At 63.4% G+C, this 19,150-nt stretch carries 20 protein-coding genes; 9 read left to right on the top strand and 11 right to left on the bottom strand.

The features are described 5' to 3' along the window. The 3 genes from dxs to AC1L34_RS05845 form a co-directional block, all read right to left on the bottom strand. The gene (gene dxs, locus AC1L34_RS05835) at positions 1-1,944 is read right to left on the bottom strand and encodes a 1-deoxy-D-xylulose-5-phosphate synthase (RefSeq protein WP_480035182.1); all 1,944 of its coding nucleotides are present in this window, start codon (positions 1,942-1,944) and stop codon (positions 1-3) included. Between the two features lie 130 nt (positions 1,945-2,074). Beyond that, on the bottom strand, positions 2,075-3,364 hold the full coding sequence (locus AC1L34_RS05840) for a class I SAM-dependent RNA methyltransferase (RefSeq protein ID WP_480035183.1): 1,290 nt from the start codon (positions 3,362-3,364) through the stop codon (positions 2,075-2,077). Continuing rightward, positions 3,361-5,502 carry an APC family permease gene (locus AC1L34_RS05845; RefSeq protein ID WP_480035315.1) on the bottom strand — a complete coding sequence of 714 codons (2,142 nt, stop codon included), beginning with the start codon at positions 5,500-5,502 and terminating at the stop codon, positions 3,361-3,363. Before AC1L34_RS05845 ends, AC1L34_RS05840 begins: the two co-directional genes overlap by 4 nt. 90 nt (positions 5,503-5,592) lie before the next feature. Here AC1L34_RS05845 and AC1L34_RS05850 point away from each other — a divergent pair, with 90 nt between their 5' ends. The 4 genes from AC1L34_RS05850 (at position 5,593) to AC1L34_RS05865 (ending at position 8,759) form a co-directional block, all read left to right on the top strand. Next, entirely contained in the window at positions 5,593-6,255 is a 663-nt protein-coding gene (locus AC1L34_RS05850) for a potassium channel family protein (RefSeq protein WP_424296822.1), read from the top strand. A gap of 2 nt (positions 6,256-6,257) precedes the next feature. Then, a complete protein-coding gene (locus AC1L34_RS05855; protein WP_424296823.1) occupies positions 6,258-6,920 on the top strand; it encodes a potassium channel family protein in 663 nt (220 codons plus the stop codon). A 169-nt stretch (positions 6,921-7,089) separates the two neighbouring features. Beyond that, the gene (locus AC1L34_RS05860) at positions 7,090-7,602 is read left to right on the top strand and encodes an RrF2 family transcriptional regulator (protein WP_424325051.1); all 513 of its coding nucleotides are present in this window, start codon (positions 7,090-7,092) and stop codon (positions 7,600-7,602) included. Beyond that, entirely contained in the window at positions 7,599-8,759 is a 1,161-nt protein-coding gene (locus AC1L34_RS05865; RefSeq protein ID WP_424296826.1) for a globin domain-containing protein, read from the top strand. Before AC1L34_RS05860 ends, AC1L34_RS05865 begins: the two co-directional genes overlap by 4 nt. An 18-nt stretch (positions 8,760-8,777) precedes the next feature. Here the strand turns inward: AC1L34_RS05865 and AC1L34_RS05870 are convergent, their stop codons facing one another. Next, entirely contained in the window at positions 8,778-9,152 is a 375-nt protein-coding gene (locus tag AC1L34_RS05870; RefSeq protein WP_424296828.1) for an OB-fold nucleic acid binding domain-containing protein, read from the bottom strand. A gap of 108 nt (positions 9,153-9,260) precedes the next feature. Here AC1L34_RS05870 and AC1L34_RS05875 point away from each other — a divergent pair, with 108 nt between their 5' ends. Then, positions 9,261-9,980, top strand: a complete 720-nt coding sequence (locus tag AC1L34_RS05875) for an alpha/beta hydrolase (RefSeq protein ID WP_480035184.1) — start codon at positions 9,261-9,263, stop codon at positions 9,978-9,980. Positions 9,981-9,990: 10 nt separating this feature from the next. On the opposite strand, the gene AC1L34_RS05880 is transcribed toward AC1L34_RS05875, so the two are convergent. Together AC1L34_RS05880 and dut are read right to left on the bottom strand one after the other, a co-directional pair. Then, a complete protein-coding gene (locus AC1L34_RS05880; protein ID WP_424296831.1) occupies positions 9,991-10,893 on the bottom strand; it encodes a DUF3710 domain-containing protein in 903 nt (300 codons plus the stop codon). Between the two features lie 2 nt (positions 10,894-10,895). Further along, positions 10,896-11,381, bottom strand: a complete 486-nt coding sequence (gene dut / locus AC1L34_RS05885) for a dUTP diphosphatase (RefSeq protein WP_424296833.1) — start codon at positions 11,379-11,381, stop codon at positions 10,896-10,898. A 42-nt stretch (positions 11,382-11,423) separates the two neighbouring features. On the opposite strand from dut, the gene AC1L34_RS05890 reads away from it, so the two are divergent. Continuing rightward, on the top strand, positions 11,424-11,945 hold the full coding sequence (locus tag AC1L34_RS05890; RefSeq protein ID WP_424296834.1) for a DUF3093 domain-containing protein: 522 nt from the start codon (positions 11,424-11,426) through the stop codon (positions 11,943-11,945). Positions 11,946-12,024: 79 nt separating this feature from the next. Here the strand turns inward: AC1L34_RS05890 and AC1L34_RS05895 are convergent, their stop codons facing one another. After that, a complete protein-coding gene (locus AC1L34_RS05895; protein WP_424295279.1) occupies positions 12,025-12,324 on the bottom strand; it encodes a DUF4193 domain-containing protein in 300 nt (99 codons plus the stop codon). A gap of 299 nt (positions 12,325-12,623) precedes the next feature. Here AC1L34_RS05895 and cei point away from each other — a divergent pair, with 299 nt between their 5' ends. Further along, positions 12,624-13,304 (top strand): envelope integrity protein Cei, encoded by a 681-nt coding sequence (cei, locus tag AC1L34_RS05900; RefSeq protein ID WP_424295282.1) that lies wholly within the window; start codon positions 12,624-12,626, stop codon positions 13,302-13,304. A gap of 13 nt (positions 13,305-13,317) precedes the next feature. Here cei and AC1L34_RS05905 read toward each other — a convergent pair whose 3' ends face one another. Continuing rightward, positions 13,318-14,187 (bottom strand): inositol monophosphatase family protein, encoded by an 870-nt coding sequence (locus tag AC1L34_RS05905; protein ID WP_424295281.1) that lies wholly within the window; start codon positions 14,185-14,187, stop codon positions 13,318-13,320. A 153-nt stretch (positions 14,188-14,340) separates the two neighbouring features. On the opposite strand from AC1L34_RS05905, the gene ppgK reads away from it, so the two are divergent. Next, positions 14,341-15,171, top strand: a complete 831-nt coding sequence (ppgK, locus tag AC1L34_RS05910; protein WP_424322715.1) for a polyphosphate--glucose phosphotransferase — start codon at positions 14,341-14,343, stop codon at positions 15,169-15,171. 204 nt (positions 15,172-15,375) lie between these two features. Then, a complete protein-coding gene (locus AC1L34_RS05915; protein WP_424293435.1) occupies positions 15,376-16,797 on the top strand; it encodes an RNA polymerase sigma factor in 1,422 nt (473 codons plus the stop codon). A 94-nt stretch (positions 16,798-16,891) separates the two neighbouring features. On the opposite strand, the gene AC1L34_RS05920 is transcribed toward AC1L34_RS05915, so the two are convergent. The 3 genes from AC1L34_RS05920 to fabG are packed head-to-tail and all read right to left on the bottom strand — an operon-like array spanning position 16,892 to position 19,142. After that, the gene (locus AC1L34_RS05920) at positions 16,892-17,923 is read right to left on the bottom strand and encodes a phosphotransferase family protein (RefSeq protein ID WP_424293436.1); all 1,032 of its coding nucleotides are present in this window, start codon (positions 17,921-17,923) and stop codon (positions 16,892-16,894) included. Next, the gene (locus AC1L34_RS05925) at positions 17,923-18,375 is read right to left on the bottom strand and encodes a MaoC family dehydratase (protein WP_424293437.1); all 453 of its coding nucleotides are present in this window, start codon (positions 18,373-18,375) and stop codon (positions 17,923-17,925) included. Before AC1L34_RS05925 ends, AC1L34_RS05920 begins: the two co-directional genes overlap by 1 nt. Positions 18,376-18,386: 11 nt before the next feature. Next, positions 18,387-19,142, bottom strand: a complete 756-nt coding sequence (gene fabG, locus AC1L34_RS05930; RefSeq protein ID WP_424293438.1) for a 3-oxoacyl-ACP reductase FabG — start codon at positions 19,140-19,142, stop codon at positions 18,387-18,389. Positions 19,143-19,150 lie beyond the last annotated feature (8 nt).

The raw sequence follows: 19,150 nt of genomic DNA on the forward strand, positions 1-19,150 counted from the left end.
TTAATTCGCGGGCGAGTATTCGCTCGCGCGCCCAGGCAGGCTCAGGTCGACTTCTTCTTCGAGGTCCGCGTACTTGACTTGAGCGGTGTCTTCGACGAGGCCGTCGGCGATCGTCTCCGCAGTCAGGCCGCACTCGGCGAGGATTGCCTCGCGGGTGGCGTGGAGGATGAACTTCTGCGGCACACCGCGACGGTGTACCGGGACGTCGATGCCCGCGCGTTCAAGGGCTAGTTCCACGGCACTGCCGACACCGCCCTGGATGCCATTGTCTTCGATGGTGACGACCGAGGTGTGGGTGCGCGCCAGTTCGATGACCGATTCCGGAACGGGTAGTACCCAGCGCGGATCGACGACCGTGGCCGCGACGCCACGGGCATTCAGCAGTGCGGCGGTGTCGATGCCGAGTTGCGCAAACGACCCGACCGCAATAATCAGTACACCACCGGGATCAGCGGCTTCGACGAGCACATCGACCCCGTCGTTCAGCCGTCGGACGGCCGGAATCTGTTCCGGCACACTACCTTTACCGAAACGGACGGCGGTGGGGCCGGCACCGAAGTCGAGCGCTTCGGAAAGTTCCTCGCGGATCGTGGCCGCATCGCGGGGCGCGGCGACACGCATGCCGGGAACCAACGCCATCAGCGACAGGTCCCACATGCCGTGGTGACTGGGGCCGTCGGGTCCGGTGATTCCGGACCTATCGAGGACCAGCGTGACGGGCATCTTCAACAGCGCGACGTCCATCAGGAGTTGGTCGAAAGCGCGGTTGAGGAAAGTCGAATAGATCGCCAGCACCGGATGCATCCCGCCGAGGGCAAGACCGGCGGCCGACGCCATACCGTGCTGCTCGGCGATGCCGACGTCAAACATGCGGTCCGGATACCGCTCACCGAATGCGGCGAGACCGGTTGGGCCGGGCATGGCGGCGGTAATGGCGACGACTTCCGGACGCTTACGCCCCTCAGCGACCAGTGCCTCGGAAAACACCGAGGTCCAGTCGATTGCCGACTGGGCCAGCGATTCGCCGGTCAATGGGTTCATCTTCCCGGTGGCGTGCATTTGCTCTGCCACGTCGTTTTCAGCGGGCGCATAGCCGTTGCCCTTGCGCGTCACGGCATGAACGATGACCGGCCCGCCGAAGTCCTTGGCTCGGCGCAACGCCGATTCCATTTCTTCGAGGTCGTGCCCATCGACCGGCCCGACGTACTTGATCCCAAGATCGGCGAACATCGCCTGCGGTGAGACGAGATCCTTGACGCCCGACTTCATACCGTGCAGCACGGCGTAGGCGGCGTCGCCGACCACCGGAATACCGCGGAGGGTCTTGCGTCCGCCCTCGAGAAGCTTCTCGTAGCCCGGTTGCAGACGGAGCGCCGACAGGTTGCGGGCAAGGCCACCGATGGTCGGCGCATACGACCGCCCGTTGTCGTTGACGACAACAACCACCGAGCGGTCCCCTTCGGCAATGTTGTTGAGCGCTTCCCAGCACATGCCGCCGGTCAGTGCGCCGTCGCCGACGACGGCGACCACGCTGCGATCCTCACCGCGAAGTTCGAAAGCCTTGCTGAGACCGTCAGCGTTCGAAAGGGCGGCCGATGCGTGCGACGACTCGATCCAGTCGTGCGGGCTCTCAGTGCGGTCCTGGTAGCCGCTGAGGCCACCTTGCTGACGGAGGGTGTCGAAGCCGTCCTTGCGGCCGGTGACGATCTTGTGGACGTAGCACTGGTGGCCGGTGTCGAACAGGATGGCGTCGGTCGGCGAATCGAAGACTCGGTGCAGGGCCAAGGTCAGTTCGACGACGCCGAGGTTGGGGCCGAGGTGCCCACCGGTCGCCGCGACCTTTTGAATCAGGAATTCCCGGATCTCGTCAGCGAGTTCAGCCAGTTCCTCCGGCGAGCACGCACGTACGTCAGCCGGCGAATCCACCCGATTCAGCACGCCCATCCGTAGTCCTCCTTCACCACTGCAGCGGTCCGAGCGACCGCGCAACAGATTCAGTCTACGGACTCGCCTAAACAGAACCTGAATGGCTCAGTGTCGCGTTCGCGACACCGTTGCCGGGTAATGCGCGATTTTAGCGCGTCAGGATCGCAATAGCTTCGAGGTGATGGGTCATCGGGAAGGCGTCGAAACCCTGCCACGCCCGAACCCGGTACCCCTGCGCTGCGAAGCGCCCGACATCGCGGGCGAACGAGGCGGCATCGCAGCCCACGTGAACGATGGCTTCCGGCTGTGCGGCGACGATGCCGTCGACGACTGAAAGTCCGGCCCCCGTGCGCGGCGGATCACTGATGACAATGTTCGGGCGGTCGAGGCTCGCGAGGGCGTCGGCAACACCACCTCGGTGCGCCTTCACCGCATCGTCGCCGAGCGTTACGGCTGCCGCCGCGAGCGCATCCGTATCGGAATCGACGAGGTCGATTGAACTGACGGTGAACCCGTGGTCGGCGCTGCCGTCGAGGAGTGCGGCGGTGAAGACCCCCGCACCACCGTAGAGATCCCACGCATGTACCTCACCCGTGATGCCGACGGCCCCGAGCATGCGGAGTGCGGTCGCGGTGTAGACCTGCGGCGCGTTGCGGTGCGCCTGCCAGAAGCCGTTGACTGGGATGCGCCAGGTACGGGTGCCAACACGGTGTTGAACCAGTTCGTCGCCTTCGAGGTGACGAAGCGTACGGGGCGCGCTCCGTGCGCTGCGAGTGCGCTGGGCGCCACGCCGGTGTTGATCACGGCCTGGCTTGCGGTTACGCCCCTTGCCGAAGTGCGGTGCCGACAGTTCGGCCGCATGCCGGTTGCCGTCGGCGTCGGCCATCAGGACCAGTTCGGTGCCGGGCGCTGCACCGAGCGCATTGACCTCGCGGAGAAGCCCACTGACCGGTGCCGCGCACGGCACGGTAATGATTTCCGCCGATCCGCGGCTACGGAGACCAGCGCGACCGTCGTTACCGACCGCCAGGCGCGTGCGGATCCGCCAACCGGTCGACTCGGCGGCGAGCGCTTCGATTGACGGCGCAGGCAGTGCGTCCAGGTCGAGGTGTCCGATGCGCACCAGCACGTCGGCCAGGGCCGACCCAGCGAGTTCCCGTGCGTACTCCGGTGCCACAAAGCTGAGGTCGCAGCAACCGGCGCCAGCCGCCGCCGCAAAACACTCCGGCGGTCTCCGATGCTCGGACGGTTCCAGGATCGTTTCGGCGATCGCCTTCATGTATGCGCTGTGGGAGTCGTCGGTGATGCGTGCGATCACTGTCTCGCCCGGTAGCGCGCCGTCGACAAATGCGACGCGACCGTCCGACCGGGCAATCCCTGCACCGCCGTTCGCGTAGCCGGTGACCTGGAGTTCCACGAGTCGATCGGGGGTGCTCATTCGCGCGGGCCTGCATCCTTGCGTTTGTTATTGCTCTGGTTAGTGCTTTGACGGTTAGTGCTTGGACCGTTGGTGCTTGGACCGTTGGTGGTGCCGTCCGAAGCAGTGACGACCGTGCCGGTGCCGGTGGTACTGGGCGCAGATGTAATGCCTCGGCGTGCAGCGCCCGGTCCGAGGTACTTGGTCTCCGCTCGACGCGCTCGGGATTCCGAGGAGTTCAACTGCCACGGTACCGATGTCACCATGACGCCCGGCTCAAACAGCAGTCGCGTCTTGAGTCGGAACGCGGATTGGTTGTGCAGAATCTGTTCCCACCAGTGCCCCACGACATATTCGGGGATAAACACGGTGATCACGTCGCGTGGAGATTCTCTTCTCACCCGACGGATGTAGGTAATGATTGGTCGCGTGATTTCCCGGTAGGGCGACGCCAGCACCTTCAAGGGCACGCGGATGTCGCTCTCTTCCCATTCGCTGACAAGAATCCGAGTGTCGCGGTCGTCGACGTTAACGGTGATGGCTTCGATGGAGTCGGGGCGGGTAGCGCGGGCGTACCGCACCGCGCGTCGTGTCGGCAGATGCAGGGTCGACACCAAGATCACCGCGTGGCTGCGACTCGGCAACACTTCATCATCGGCGGTCAGTTCGGCGATCTCGAGTTCTTCTTCGATCGTCGAGTAATGCTTGTGAATCATCTTCATCAGGATGAACAAGATCACCATGGCAAGGATGGCCATCCATGCGCCCGCGGTGAACTTCGTGAGCAGCACCACGATCAGCACGGTTCCGGTCATCACCATGCCAATGGCATTGATAACGCGCGACCGCCGCATGCGCCCGCGCGCATCCGGGTCGGTTTCGGTCTTCAGGTGCCGGGTCCAGTGCCTCACCATGCCGGTTTGGCTGAGGGTGAAGGAAACGAACACGCCCACGATGTACAGCTGGATCAATGAGGTGACTTCGGCACCGAAGGCGACGACGAAGGCGATCGCGGCCAGCGCCAGGAACACGATGCCATTCGAGAAGGCGAGTCGGTCACCGCGTGTGTGCAGCTGGCGCGGAAGGAATCGGTCTTGCGCCAGCACCGAACCGAGTACCGGGAAGCCGTTGAACGCTGTATTGGCCGCCAGCAGCAAGATCAGTGCGGTGACGACCGCGATGAAGTAGAAGCCGGGCGGAAAACCCCGGAACACCGCTTCGGCGAGTTGCGCCAGGATCGACTTCTGCTGGTAGTGGTCGGGAATGCCCGACAGGTCCTGCTCCGGGTTGAGGACGTACTTGGCACCGATCTTCTGGGCCAGCAGCACAATGCCGAGCAGCAGGGTGATCGAGAAGGTACCGAGCAGCAGGAGCGTCGTCGCCGCATTGCGCGACTTCGGCTTCTGGAAGGCGGGCACGCCATTGCTGATGGCCTCGACGCCGGTGAGCGCCGCACAACCGGACGAGAACGATCGAGCGACGAGGAAGGCCATTGCCAACCCCATGAGATGGGATTGCTCGGGAATGATTCCGAACTTCGACGTCTCCGCTTCGACGGTATCGCCGAGGAAGAAGATCTTAATTCCGCCCCAAATCAACATCACCATGACGCCCGCAATGAATGCGTAGGTGGGCAGGGCGAGGATGCCGCCGGATTCTTTGATGCCGCGCAAGTTGACGGCTGCGAGCAGCGCGATGCCTGCCACACAGAACAAGACCTTGTGCTCGTGGACAAACGGGACGGCCGAGCCAATGTTCTCTGCGGCCGATGTCACCGACACGGCGACGGTCAGCACGTAGTCAACAAGGAGAGCAGCCGCGACCGTCAAACCGGCGTTGGGTCCAAGGTTCACGGTCGCGACCTCGTAGTCGCCGCCGCCCGACGGGTAGGCGTGAACGTTTTGTCGGTAACTGGCGACCACGACGATCATCACCAAGGTCACGGCAACCGCCACCCAGGGCGCGAGCGCGTAGGCACTGATGCCGGCGATCGAGAGAACCAGGAAGATTTCTTGCGGTGCGTACGCCACCGACGACATCGCGTCGGACGCAAAGACGGGCAGGGCGATACGCTTCGGCAGCAGCGTGTGACCCAGCCGATCACTGCGGAACGGACGCCCTAGGAGCAGGCGCTTGGTCGCTACCGAGACCTTCGACATCGTGGTGGACACTCAGCAACATTAAGGCCCAAACCGCAAAGACACCCAGCAGGGTGCGGAATCAGTCGGCGCACAGTAACGTGGAACTTCGTGCGCGTAATCATTTTGGGCTGCGGCCGCGTCGGATCGGCGCTGGCTGGAGCGATGTCCAGCCTCGGACACGACGTCGTCGTCATTGACCGCGACGAGACAGCTTTCCGCCGGTTGGGCGAGAAATTCACTGGCCGAACGGTCACCGGCGTCGGATTCGACCGCGATGTGCTCAACGAGGCGGGGATCGCCGACTGCGACGCCTTCGCTGCGGTCTCGTCCGGCGACAACTCCAACATCATTGCGGCCCGCGTGGCGCGCGAAACCTACAGCGTTGAACGAGTCGTCGCCCGGATCTACGACGCTAAGCGCGCTGCAGTATTTGAGCGACTCGGGATTCCGACCGTCGCGACCGTTCCGTGGACAACCCAGCGCTTCGTCGCAGCGCTCGGCGAGACGACACTTCACCCGGTGTGGCGTGATCCGTCGGGCAGTCTGGTGCTGGCAACCATTGACTTTCATGAGTCGTGGGTCGGTGCCACCACCACGAAATTCCAGGAACTCACCGGCGCGCGCATCACCTTTCTATCGAGGATGGGGATGACGGTCCTTCCCGATCCGCGCACGGCCATCCAGGTGGACGACGTGATGTACGTTGCCGTGCTGGCCACCAATCTCGATCACGCCCGCGCCATCGCGGGCAACGAAATGCCGCGGGAGTAAACATGAAGGTCGCTATTGCCGGAGCCGGGGCCGTCGGGCGGGCCATTGCCCGCGAACTTCTCGTCAACAACCACAACGTCACCCTGTTCGAACGGAACCGCACGCACATCGATCCACTAGCGGTTCCGGGCGCCAATTGGGTACATGCCGACGCCTGCGAATTGTCAGACTTGGAACTGGCCGAACTGCAAACGTTCGACGTGATGATCGCCGCCACCGGCGACGATAAGGCCAACCTTGTTGTCAGCCTCCTCGCGACCACCGAGTTTGCGGTCAGCCGCGTTGTCGCGCGAGTCAACGATCCACGCAACGAATGGCTCTTCAACGACGACTGGGGAGTCGACGTAGCGGTCTCGACGCCCCGCATGCTCGCTTCTCTCGTCGAAGAAGCCGTCACCGTCGGCGACCTCGTGCGCCTCATGACTTTCCGGCAGGGCCAAGCCAACCTGGTCGAATTAACTCTTCCCAATGACACGCCGCTCGCCGGTAAGGCGGTCCGCCGCCTGCAACTCCCCCGCGACGTCGCTCTCGTGGCTATCATCCGTGGCCGCCGCGTCATCGTCCCCGAGGCCGACGATTCCCTCGAAGGCGGCGACGAGCTTGTGTTTATTGCTCCCGAGGATGCCGAGGATGAGTTGCATCGGGTGATCAAGGCCCCGCTGTAATCCTTGGTTCGTTACGGATGCCGAATCGGCAGACTTTACCTACTACTCATCGTAGTAAGTAAGGGGATTTAGTCCCTGGTTTACCCAGCGAAATACGCTGTTTACCCAGGTCATGAGAGGTCCGACACATAATTGGAATCTGGAATACCAATAGTGTTTTGATCGCTGCATGCAACTGACACGGTTCACCGACATCGGTCTCCGGATCGTGATGGCATTAGCCGCCAACCCGGAAGCCACGCACACTTCGCGACAGCTCGCCGACGACCTCCACCTGAGCTACACCCACGTCGCCAAAGTCGTGAGCCGGCTCTCCGAACTCGGTGTGGTCAACTCCCGGCGCGGACGTTCCGGTGGCCTCGCTATCACTGATCTCGGAGCCCGTGCCGGTGTCGGCTGGCTCGCACGACACCTTGAGGGCGATCAGCCCGTCATCGAATGTGAGGGAAGCACTCCGTGCCCCCTGCGTTCGGCGTGCCGACTCCGCGGAGCGCTTGCGCGGGCCGAACAAGCCTTTTACGACAGCCTGGATCAGCTGACCGTGCAAGACCTCATCGCCGATCCCACCGGAGCCACTCTGCTGAAGTTGCTCCCCCCAAACTCACCGCCCGCCCGCCCCCACGACGACGACGCGGTGCAGACCGAAGAAGTGCCATCACACGAAGTGAGGAGTATTCGATGATCTCGTCAGAAACCAAGCTGGTGCTTGAAGCGACCGTCCCCGTGGTCGAAGCCGCGCTGCCAGAAATTACGCCGCGCTTCTACGATCGGATGTTCACCGCCCGCCCCGAGTTGCTCCGCGACCTTTTCAATCGCACCAACCAGGCCAGCGGTGCACAGCCGCAGGTCCTCGCTGGCGCCGTCGCCGGGTTCGCCCGTCTGCAGCTGGAGCCCGATCCGGCCAAACTGCGCTTCATCATCGACCGCATCGCACACAAGCATGCATCGCTGGGCATCGTCGCTGACCAGTACCCGATCGTTCACGAGCATCTCTTTGCCGCCATTGTCGATGTTCTCGGCGAGGCCGTGACACCGGAGGTGGCTGCCGCTTGGGACGAGTTGTACTGGGAGATGGCGAACGTTCTGATTGGCCGCGAAAACGAACTCTATGCGGGTGCTGGCGTGGAGCCCGGCGACGTGTGGCAGTCGGTTCGCGTGTCCTCGCGCGAGCAGGTCTCCCCCGATGCTGTCGCGTTCACCTTGACCGCGCTCGACGGGGGCGGCCTCGGTACCTTCGTTCCCGGTCAATACATTTCGGTGCAGACCCCGATGCCCGACGGTGCGAATCAGATTCGTCAGTACAGCCTCACCGGTTCCACTTCCGATCCGGCTTGGCACATCAGCGTCAAACTCGACGGTGAAGTCTCGACTCAGTTGCACGAGAATTTGTTCGAAGGCGACCTACTGAAGGTCAGTACTCCGTTCGGCGATCTAACCCTCCCCGAGGGCGATGAACCGCTGCTCTTGGCGTCCGCAGGCATTGGTTGCACTCCGGTCATCGGTTTGCTCAACCATTTGGTTTCGACCGGCGATACTCGACCGATCACGGTGCTGCATGCCGACCGCTCACGCAGTCGCCAGCCGCACCGCGGCGATCTGGCCGAATTGGTCGATCAACTGCCGAGCGCAGAATTGCTGCAGTGGTATGAGAATGGTTTGGCCACCGATGAGGCGACTCGCATCGGCCTGATGAATCTCGACGAGGTGACGATTGCGCCGGATACCGTGGCCCTGCTGTGCGGGCCGACGGGATTCCTGGGAGCAATTCGCGAGTCACTGCTCGCCCGGAACGTTCCTGACGAGCGAATCCACTACGAGGCTTTCGGTGCCGCTAGGTAGACAGCGGCAATAACTGGTCTATTCGTCGACGGTGTGAAGTTCGTAATAGGGGTTGTACATGACCTTTGCACCGTCGACGGAGGCCACTCGGCCGCGAACCGTCAGTCGTCGGCCAGGCTCAATGCCGGGGATGCGGTTGCGTCCCATCCACTTCAAGATGACGGTGTCGGTCCCGTCAAAGAACTCCGCGACGACCCCGGTTTTGGTGGTCTTCGACCGCGTCTCGACTGACCGAAGTTCGCCGACCATCGTCGCCTCATCACCGCGCGTACAGTCGACGGCCCGCTGTGCCCCCGGCTGCTGGCACTCGCGCTGGATGCGATCGTCCTCGATCTCGTCGAGATCTTCGGTCAGCATCCGTCCGAGTCGTTTCATCAGACCCGAATTCGTCATCGCAACCTCCGCTGCGCGCAACTGTGGAGTTCCCATCGGCGGAAAACTCGCTTTCACCGTCACCATACCCCCGACTTTCCCTTCCGACGACCGAGGCATGATCAATGGATGACCACGTTGATCGTGATGCCCGGCACCGGGTCGGATGCAGACTTTGTCGCCAGGGCTTTCTCGCGCGCCGCCGAGTCAATTGACGCTCGTGTCTGCGCCCTCGAGCCAGCCGCTGACCTGGTCGAAAGCTACCGAACCCGGCTCGATCAACTTGCCGATCACTTCGCCTCGACCGGTGAGCCTTTTCTGGTCGGTGGGGTATCGATCGGCGCATCGATCGCGGCCAACTGGATCCTTCAGGCACCGGGTGCACGGCACTGCATTGGCGTTCTGGCCGCCTTGCCACCGTGGTCGGGACCGGCCGGTGATTCGGTCGCTGCGGCGTCAGCCCAGATCACCGCCGATGCGATTGAACGGGACGGGCTGGAACCGACGATCGCGCAGATGGTGTTGACCAGTCCCGAATGGTTGGCTGCCGAACTATCCCGGTCGTGGCGATCCCTCGCCGATCATGGCCTTGTCGAGCAGTTGCGGGTCGCGTCCACCTACGTGGGGCCGACGCTGACGCAATTGGCGGCGCTGCCGGTCCCGGTGGGGATTGCCGCGGCCCCCGACGATCCGTTGCATCCGATCGCGGTCGGACGGTCGTGGGCGCAGAGCATCCCCCACAGCGTCCTTCGCGAGGTACATCTCACCGAATTCGGGCGCGACGAGCGACTCCTCGGCGACGCCTGCCTGCAGGCGTGGCAGGCAGCGTCGGAGAAGGTGCCCCGCTAACGCCGAGAAATCAGCGACGACGCTTGCGGAACCGTGACATCGCCGAACCGCGTGAGGGACTCGCCGCCGATTCGTCAGTTGCCTCGTCGGCATCGGTGACGGACTCTTCAGCGACCTCCGCGTAGGCGTCACCCGTGGGATCCTCGACACGGTCCGGAGTCTCGGAGTAGACCGTGGCGGCCGCGCTTTGCATCATGGCACCTCCGGGGACAATTTCGGCCTCGGGTTCGGGGCGCGCGGTCGGTGCATTCGACAGCGGTTGCGATGGGAACGATCCGGTCTCCGGGTCCACCCCTGTCGCTTCCACGGCCTCTTGCGACATCTGCTGCTGCGCGGCAGAGACCTGTTCAGCGAGGACCGGCGGCAAGACGATCGGGAGTAGTTCCCGAGGGGGCTGTGGCTCATTCCCGCGGCGCACGACCGTCTCTGCGAGGACTGCGCGAGCCAACTGCGCCAACTGCACTTCGCTCTCGGCGGGCCCGCTTGCTACACAGCGAACCATCCAGCGGGGGCCATCGACGCCGATAAACCGGTGGCTGCCATCGGGAACACGGGCGATGACCTCACGGCCCCAGTGTCCGTCTTCGATCGCGGTCTGGGCACCGTCGGCCCGCAGTGACTCCGCGAGTTCACGGACCACCTCGCGCCACATGCCGCCACTCCGCGGGGCAGCAAATGCGTGCATGCCGATCCGACCTACCGGCGTCACCAAGTAGACGGCCTCAGGCTCGTGCGTGGCGGACATCTCGACGGTAACCTGGCCGCCTTCGACGACAGGCATCAGGAGCGAGCCCAAGTCGAGGTGGGAGTTTGCCAACTCCCCCAGCGGTGTCAGCAGGTCGCCGGTGTCGTACGGACCAGCCGTGTCGCCGATCGAAAACTTTTCTGGTGCGGCTTCGTTCTTCGCTGCCATTGTTATGCCTCCGAGGTCAAGATCGCGTGTCCACCACTGGAACCGTATCCGCCAGCTCCGCGCTCGGTGTCGTCGAGTTCGTCGACCTCAATCACCGAAGGAAGTTCCACCCGCTGCACCAGCAGTTGGGCGATGCGGTCGCCGCGCGTGATCACAATGGGCGCTTCGAGATCGTGATTGATGACGCAGACTTTGATTTCGCCGCGGTAGCCAGCGTCGATAGTGCCCGGCGTATTAACGATCGACAGGCCGGCACGCGCGGCCAAACCGGACCGCGGATGGATCAATCCCACCGTTCCCACCGGCAGGGCGATCGCAATCCCGGTGCCGACCAGTTGGCGACGGCCCGGTTGCAGGACCAAATCGGTCGCGGCAAACAGGTCTATTCCAGCGTCACCGGGGTGTGCGCGAGTAGGGAGCGGGAGTTCAGAATCGAGGCGACGGATCCGCAATGGCGGATACGTATCGGGCGTCACTTGCGAGGTCACCCTCGCAGACTACTCGGGCGCTCGCCCATTAGGCTGGAAGCTGTGAGCAAACCAGCCTCGAGCCCCGCCCCGCAGCAGGACCGCTATGCCGAACGACTTTCTGTTCCCTGGTGGTGGTGGTTGGCCGCCGTGGTCGTCACCGGAATCCTCGGCTACGAAATCCAATTGGCCGCTTACCGGGCGGCGTGGAGCTTTGTCGCCTATCCGGTCATCGCCATCCTGATCGCCTGGATGCTGTACTCGATGGGTCGCACCCAGGTCCGGGTCACCGCCGACGGTTCGTTGCACGCAGGGAAGGCCATATTGCCCACCGATGTCATTGCCCGTGGCGCGTCGATCGCCGCTTCCCAGCGGAGTGCGGCGATGGGCAGGCAACTCGATCCTGCGGCCTACGTGATCCATCGTGCATGGGTGAAAACGATGGTGCTCGTGGTGCTCGACGATCCCGACGATCCCACCCCCTATTGGCTCATCTCTACCCGTCAGCCCGGCGCGGTGCTCGCTGCGCTGGGGATGGGTGATGCTGGCAGCGATGCCGGGAAGCAAGACGCCGCGCAAGGCTAGTTGCCTCGCGCGGCGTCGTAGATCTATCTCGGCGCTGCGGTTGATGGCATCAACCGCGGTGCCTCTATTGGTGGAGGTACTAAGCGCAGTCGACGCAGATCATCTGAGTGCCATTCTGCTCGGCAAGTCGGTTGCGGTGGTACACGAGGAAGCAACTGGAGCATGTGAACTCGTCATCCTGCTTCGGAACCACACGAACCGAGAGTTCCTCACCTGACAGATCGGCACCCGGAAGCTCAAACGATTCAGCCGTTTCTGTCTCGTCGATATCTACGTTGGCGGACTTCGCTTCATTGCGTCGAGCCTTGAGCTCTTCGAGCGAGTCTTCCGCGATGTCGTCGTCGTTGCTGCGGCGCGGAGCGTCGTAATCGGTTGCCATGATGTGCCTAACGTGGGTCTGTAGGTGGTTAATGGATTGCTAAGGGAGACCGCACTTGTGGCGTAGCTCTCCCGCACCTCACATCGTCATCCGATGATGTCGGGCGCCCGAATTCTAGGCTCACTCAATCGCCGTGTCAACCCCCTCATGGTCGGGTCGTTCTACCGCCTCTTTTCCGCGGGAGTTCGCACCGAAAACGAGAGTTTCTGCGGGCGCGCCGACCACCCTGACGAACCTGTTCCGCCCGGCCCTCTACAGTTGTGCAATCCCCGTTCTCGGAAGAAGGTGCAGGCACCGTCGTGGTCTCGAAAATCGCCACCGGCTACACGACCGATGTGAAGGGCCGCCCATTTCGGCGGCGCCAGTGGTTACCCGCCGCGATCGTTGTCGCAGTGTTGGCGGCGGGCGCCATCACGGCCTGGTCCTTCGCATTGAACAGCGGCGGCACCGAAGCACACCCGACCGACTGCAATATGCCGGTAGCTGCCAAATCAGCGGCACCCGACGCCCCGAAGCCGCCCGAACTGACCGTTGTCAGCAATACCGACATGCTCTCGGTGGCTCCAGCGGGGCTAACGACCTTCGGTGTTCGGGTCCTGAATTCGGCGGCACCCCGCGGTTCGGCGCGCTCAGTCAGCGATGACCTCGCCAACGAGGGGTTCACCGCTGCCGATCCAGCGTTCGGCGACGACACTGTCTACCCTGATCAGAATCTTCATTGTGTTGCGCAGATTCGGTTCGGCCAGGCCGGACAGGCCGGTGCCGCCGCAGTCTGGCTCGCTGCCCCGTGTGCACAGTTGGTCAACGACGGTCGAAAGGGCACGGACGTCGATCTGGCGCTCGGCGAGTTCTACACCAACACCAGGCCGACGCAAGACACGCAAGCGGCACTCGAGGCATTGCGTTCGGTGGATCCGAAGAATCCTAAAACCGCCATCGACCGCTCACTCATCGAGACCGTCCACAACCAGTCCTGCTAGCCGGGACGAGGCGTCAAACCGCCTCGTCGGGCATGGCGTCAAGGGCGCCAATACTGCCAAGTAGGGCGAGGAAGTCTTCAGCGATTCCCGGTGCGGCGGCAATCGTCGCGTGACCGTCGCCCGATCGCGAATCCGATGGCGGGAGCACTACCCGGGCGCCGGCTTCCTCCGCGATGAGGCCACCGGCAGCCCAATCCCACGGGCTAAGTCCATGCTCGATGTGGGCGTCGACGGCACCGGATGCCACCATGCAGAGGTCGATGGCGGCTGCCCCGACGCGGCGGATATCGCGGACGTTGGGAAGTAGCTTTGCGATGAAGACGCCCTGCTCCACGCGGCGCGTCTTTGAGTACGCAAACCCGGTCGCCACCAACGCCAGAGCGACGTCATCAATCGGGTTGCAATTCAAGCGAATCGGCTGGACGTCCGAGGCGAGGCCAGTCGCCCACGCGCCGCCGCCACTGCTGGCCCAATACGTGACCCCCCGTGCGACATCGACGACCGCTCCGGCAACGGAACGACCGTCGACCTGCGCCGCGACCGACACCGCGTAGGCGGGGATGCCGTACAGGAAGTTGACGGTACCGTCGATTGGGTCGACGACCCACCGGACACCGGTCGGCACCGTCACCGAGCCGCCCTCCTCTTCGCCGAGGATCTCGTCGCCCGGCCGATGCCGATGCAGTAGCTCGCGGATCAACTCTTCAGTTTCCGTGTCCGCGACCGTCACTGGATCCGTCGGCGTCGATTTAGCCGTGACGGAATCATCGGAGGCACGGGTGCCGGTCGGCGCAAAGAGTTCGACTCGTCGGTTCCGCACCTGTGCTGCGGCCTCCTCGGCCACCGCGCGCGCAATGACGGCGAGCTCGGCTGGCTGCGGAATGGAAGTCGATGAAGCAGAATCAGACCGGGCAGGATCAGCTGAGTGAGTCACGGCCCCAAGTCTAGTGACCCGACGCGCGACTCCGGTCGCCACGGTGACTGGCAACTGTGTCTAAGATCGCCTCAACCAGCCACGAAAGGCGTACTGCTCACCATGACCGACGCTGAAGTCACTGTTTTGGGATCCACAAATGCCCGACCTGGGGCCGACAATTCGACAAGTCCGTCGTCGCACCTCGGGTTCGGTATCGACATTGGGGGCTCGGGGGTGAAGGGTGCGATCGTCGACCTTCGCACCGGAGAGTTTGTCGGTGAACGCCACCGGATCGACACACCCCAGCCTGCCACCCCGGAAGCTGTGTCGGAGGCAGTCATCACCATCGTCGAACACTTTGGTTGGACTGGCCCCGTCGGATTGACCGTTCCCGGTGTGGTGCGCGACGGAATCATGCGAACGGCGGCCAACATCGACGCGTCCTGGAAGGGCACCGACCTCGTGTCGATGTTTAGCACCAAGCTCGGCGGCCGACGGGTCAGTGTCCTCAACGACGCCGACGCCGCAGGCCTGGCCGAGCTTCGCTTTGGCGGAGGCGCCGATCTCGACACCGATGGCACCGTCATCTTGTTGACGTTCGGCACCGGCATCGGATCGGCTCTCCTCTACAACGGGACACTTGTTCCAAATACCGAGTTTGGACACCTGGAAGTCGGCGGCAAGGAGGCCGAGCATCAGGCTTCCGCAAAGGTTCGCGACGACAAGGGGTGGTCGTTGAAGAAGTGGAGTTCTAAGGTCTCGACCGTCTTGGCCCACTACGAAGCGATCTTCTCCCCCGACCTGTTCATCGCTGGCGGCGGAATTAGTAGCAAGGGCGACCAATGGATCCCAATGCTGACCAATGCGACCCCGGTCGTCGCGGCCAAACTCCGCAATCGGGCGGGAATCGTTGGCGCTGCGATGGCGGTCGACGACGGGCTCTCGTTCTAGCGAAACCTCACTTTTCAGCCTCCGCCAGTCGCTTTCTCGGCTCTTAGACTGGTATGCGCATGTGCTCATCGCAGTGATGTCGTTACAATGGAACACATCGGTCCCGCACCGAAGACTCAAAGCCCTCATCGCCCACGGATGTCCGTCCCCGTTTTGGGGACGCGCCCAGCCGTGCCGCGCGTTCGTTCTGTCGAAAGGTTGTACGTGGCAACCAGCAAGTCCACCGACGCAGCAGCTGAAGCTACCGACGCTGACGCACCGGTAGCTAAGAAGGCTCCAGCTAAAAAGGCACCCGCCAAGAAGGCTGCGGCCAAGAAGGCACCAGCGAAGAAGGCACCCGCCAAGAAGACTGCTGCAACGACCGCCAAGAAGACGGCCGCCAAGACTGCAGCGAAGAAGACCGCTGCCAAGAAGACCGCCGCCAAGCGTGCGAGCACCAAGGCTGCCGATCCGTCGGTCGAGGTCGAGGTCGACGAGGCTGACGTCGCCGGCCTGGACGACGTCGACGACTCGCAAATTGATCTTGCCGACGCGGATCTGATTGTCGACGACGACGATGATGAGGTCGACGCCAAGCCCGCAGCCAAAACGGCAGCCAAGCGTGCGCCCCGCGCCAAGAAGGACGCCGAGCCCAAGCCCGACTTCGTGTGGGACGAGGACGAGTCCGAGGCCCTGCGTCAGGCCCGCAAGGATGCCGAGCTGACGGCCTCTGCCGACTCTGTGCGCGCTTACCTGAAGCAGATCGGCAAGGTCGCCCTGCTGAATGCCGAGGAGGAAGTCGAACTCGCCAAGCGCATCGAAGCTGGTCTGTTCGCCACCGAACGCATCCGCCGCGTGATGGAGGCAGGCGAGAAGCTGTCGGTCGCTCAGCGACGGGACCTGTCGTGGATTTCGCGCGACGGCAACCGCGCTAAGAATCATCTCCTCGAGGCCAACCTGCGTCTGGTCGTGTCCCTCGCTAAGCGCTACACCGGCCGCGGCATGGCTTTCCTGGACCTCATCCAGGAAGGCAACCTGGGTCTGATTCGTGCGGTCGAGAAGTTCGACTACACGAAGGGCTACAAGTTCTCGACGTACGCCACCTGGTGGATTCGTCAGGCGATCACCCGCGCGATGGCCGATCAGGCTCGCACCATCCGCATCCCGGTCCACATGGTTGAGGTCATCAACAAGTTGGGTCGCATCCAGCGCGAACTGCTTCAGGATTTGGGCCGCGAGCCCACTCCGGAGGAGCTGGCGAAGGAAATGGACATCACTCCGGAGAAGGTTCTGGAGATCCAGCAGTATGCCCGCGAACCAATCTCTCTCGACCAGACGATCGGCGACGAGGGTGATAGTCAGCTCGGCGACTTCATCGAGGACTCCGAAGCGGTCGTCGCTGTTGACGCCGTTAGCTTCACCCTGCTGCAGGATCAGCTACAGGATGTGCTCGACACGCTTTCCGAGCGTGAAGCTGGCGTCGTCCGGCTGCGCTTTGGCCTGACCGACGGTCAGCCCCGCACATTGGACGAGATCGGCCAGGTTTACGGCGTGACGCGCGAACGCATCCGCCAGATCGAATCGAAGACGATGAGCAAGCTCCGCCACCCCAGCCGCTCCCAGGTGCTCCGCGACTACCTCGACTAGTCACGCACCACGGTAGCCAGATCAACCAACGACGACGCCCCGGATTTCCTCCGGGGCGTCGTCGTTGTCTGGTGGATTGTCAGCGGGCTCTTTGTCAGTTGTCTTTCAATGCGGCAAGTCCCGCTGCCAGCAGTGGCGCCACGCCCTCGCCCACATCGGCGAAGCCTGCACCAACTGTTTGGCCGTTGACATATCGGTAGTGAATTCCTTCGACGATGCCCGCGAGTTTGAAGCAACCGAAGGCGATGTAGAAGCCGAAGTCGGAGAGGTCTCGACCGGTGGCCGCCGAGTACCTGGTGACGATCTCGTTTTCGGTGAGAAAGCCGGGAGCGACGGCGACATCGGTGACGCCCCCACCGGCTGCCCCGAGGCGGTGATACACGCACATCAATGCCAGGTCGGTCAGGGAGTCACCAATCGTGGCCATCTCCCAGTCAAGAACGGCGCGGACCGCGTCCTGATCGTCGATCAGGACGTTGTCGAGTCGGTAGTCGCCGTGCACGATGCCGGGTGCAGCCTCAGGCGGCACCCGCTCCGCGAGGAGTCCGTGGAGCCGCTCCATTTCGGGGAGGTCGCGGGTGTGAGCGGCGTCGAACTGCTTGCGCCAACGGGACACTTGGCGCGCCAGGAAACCCTCCGGATGACCAAACTCCCCCAGCCCAATCGCGGCCGGATCCACCAGGTGGAGGGTCGCGAGGGTATCGACCAATCGTTCAGAAATGGTTCGGGTCCGTTCCGGTCCCAGCGGCGCCAACTCCGCAGCGTGCCGGTAGGGGGTGCCGGTCACGGCCTCCATCACATAGAACGGGGCACCGAGAACGTCCGCGTCGGTGCACATCCCGTACATCCTCGGCACCGGAACCGCTGTGGCTGCGAGCGCCGACATCATCGAGTGCTCGCGACCCATGTCGTGCGCCGTGGCGAGCAACTTGCCGACGGGCGGACGCCGCAAGATCAGGTTCGTTGACCCATTGTGCAGTCGGTAAGTCAGGTTCGACTTGCCGCCAGCAATCAATGTGGCGTCGAGGGCTCCATCAATTGGCCCAATGTGCTCGGTGAACCAGGGGGCCAATCGGTCCAGGTCAAGTCCCGGAAGCTCGCGGGTCGCACCGTCGGCAGTTGACATCAGAACACCAACACCGTCACGGTCTCGGCGATGCAGACCGGCTTTTCGCCGCCGTCGACCTCAATGGTGACCTTCTCGACGATCTGGTAGCCGGCCCCACCTTCGGTCACCTCGATCAATTCGAAGCCCGCCCGAACTTTGGAACCGACCGGCACGGGTGCGGGAAAGCGCACCTTGTTGGCTCCGTAGTTGATGCCCATCTTGACCTCACCGGGGCCCCAGGCACTGTGGCGCAGGACTGGGATCAACGAGAGCGTCATGTATCCGTGAGCGATGGTGCCGCCGAACGGCCCGTCCTTGGCTCGCTCGGGGTCGACGTGGATCCACTGGTGATCACCGGTCGCGTCGGCGAACAGGTTCACCTTTTCCTGGGTGACGTCGAACCAGTCGGAGTATCCGAGGTGGCTGCCGACCGCAGCAACGAGTTCTTCTGCACCGTTGAATACGCGCATTGTCTTAACTCCTAATCCTTGGGTCCGCCGGCGACATAGAGGACCTGACCGGACACGAATCCGGCACCTTCGCTGGCGTAGAAACTGACGGCATGGGCGATGTCGGCGGGCTCACCGACGCGACGGACGGGGATCTCCTTGGCCATCGCTTCCTTGAACTGATCAAAAGTGATGCCGAGGCGGTCTGCGGTCGCGGCCGTCATGTCAGTGGCAATGAATCCCGGGGCGATCGCGTTAGCGGTCACACCGAACGGACCGAGTTCGAGGGCCAGGGTCTTGGTGAATCCCTGCATTCCGGCCTTGGCGGCCGCGTAGTTCGCCTGTCCACGGTTACCGAGGGCCGAGGTGCTGGACAGGTTGACGATGCGTCCCCACTTGGCTTTGGTCTGGTACTGCTGCACTTCGCGGGACATCAGGAAGGCACCGCGCAGGTGCACTGCCATCACCGAGTCCCAGTCCGCGAGGGTCATCTTGAACAGCATGTTGTCGCGGATGATGCCTGCGTTATTGACCAGGATGGTGGGCTCACCCAGTTCTGCGGCGACGCGGCTGACACCGGCTTCGACCTTGACTTCGTCTGCGACATCGACGCCGACCCCGATGGCCTTGCCACCAGCGGCGTTGATCTCGTCGGCGACGACCTGGCAGGCAGCCTCGTCGAGGTCGAAGATGGCCACGGCATGGCCGTCGCTGGATAGGCGACGGGCAACTTCGGCACCGATGCCGCGGGCCGCTCCGGTGACGATTGCTACGCGCTGAGTGGTCATAGGTGGTT

It is taken from the genome of Gordonia sp. 34D (assembly GCF_056682775.1).

Bases quoted from the DNA above. Each gene is read 5' to 3' on its own strand.
- dxs (WP_480035182.1), bottom strand. From the start codon at position 1,944: ATGGGCGTGCTGAATCGGGTGGATTCGCCGGCTGACGTACGTGCGTGC.
- AC1L34_RS05840 (WP_480035183.1), bottom strand. From the start codon at position 3,364: ATGAGCACCCCCGATCGACTCGTGGAACTCCAGGTCACCGGCTACGCG.
- AC1L34_RS05845 (WP_480035315.1), bottom strand. From the start codon at position 5,502: ATGTCGAAGGTCTCGGTAGCGACCAAGCGCCTGCTCCTAGGGCGTCCG.
- AC1L34_RS05855 (WP_424296823.1), top strand. From the start codon at position 6,258: ATGAAGGTCGCTATTGCCGGAGCCGGGGCCGTCGGGCGGGCCATTGCC.
- AC1L34_RS05860 (WP_424325051.1), top strand. From the start codon at position 7,090: ATGCAACTGACACGGTTCACCGACATCGGTCTCCGGATCGTGATGGCA.
- AC1L34_RS05865 (WP_424296826.1), top strand. From the start codon at position 7,599: ATGATCTCGTCAGAAACCAAGCTGGTGCTTGAAGCGACCGTCCCCGTG.
- AC1L34_RS05870 (WP_424296828.1), bottom strand. From the start codon at position 9,152: ATGACGAATTCGGGTCTGATGAAACGACTCGGACGGATGCTGACCGAA.
- AC1L34_RS05875 (WP_480035184.1), top strand. From the start codon at position 9,261: ATGACCACGTTGATCGTGATGCCCGGCACCGGGTCGGATGCAGACTTT.
- AC1L34_RS05880 (WP_424296831.1), bottom strand. From the start codon at position 10,893: ATGGCAGCGAAGAACGAAGCCGCACCAGAAAAGTTTTCGATCGGCGAC.
- AC1L34_RS05895 (WP_424295279.1), bottom strand. From the start codon at position 12,324: ATGGCAACCGATTACGACGCTCCGCGCCGCAGCAACGACGACGACATC.
- ppgK (WP_424322715.1), top strand. From the start codon at position 14,341: ATGACCGACGCTGAAGTCACTGTTTTGGGATCCACAAATGCCCGACCT.
- AC1L34_RS05920 (WP_424293436.1), bottom strand. From the start codon at position 17,923: ATGTCAACTGCCGACGGTGCGACCCGCGAGCTTCCGGGACTTGACCTG.
- AC1L34_RS05925 (WP_424293437.1), bottom strand. From the start codon at position 18,375: ATGCGCGTATTCAACGGTGCAGAAGAACTCGTTGCTGCGGTCGGCAGC.
- fabG (WP_424293438.1), bottom strand. From the start codon at position 19,142: ATGACCACTCAGCGCGTAGCAATCGTCACCGGAGCGGCCCGCGGCATC.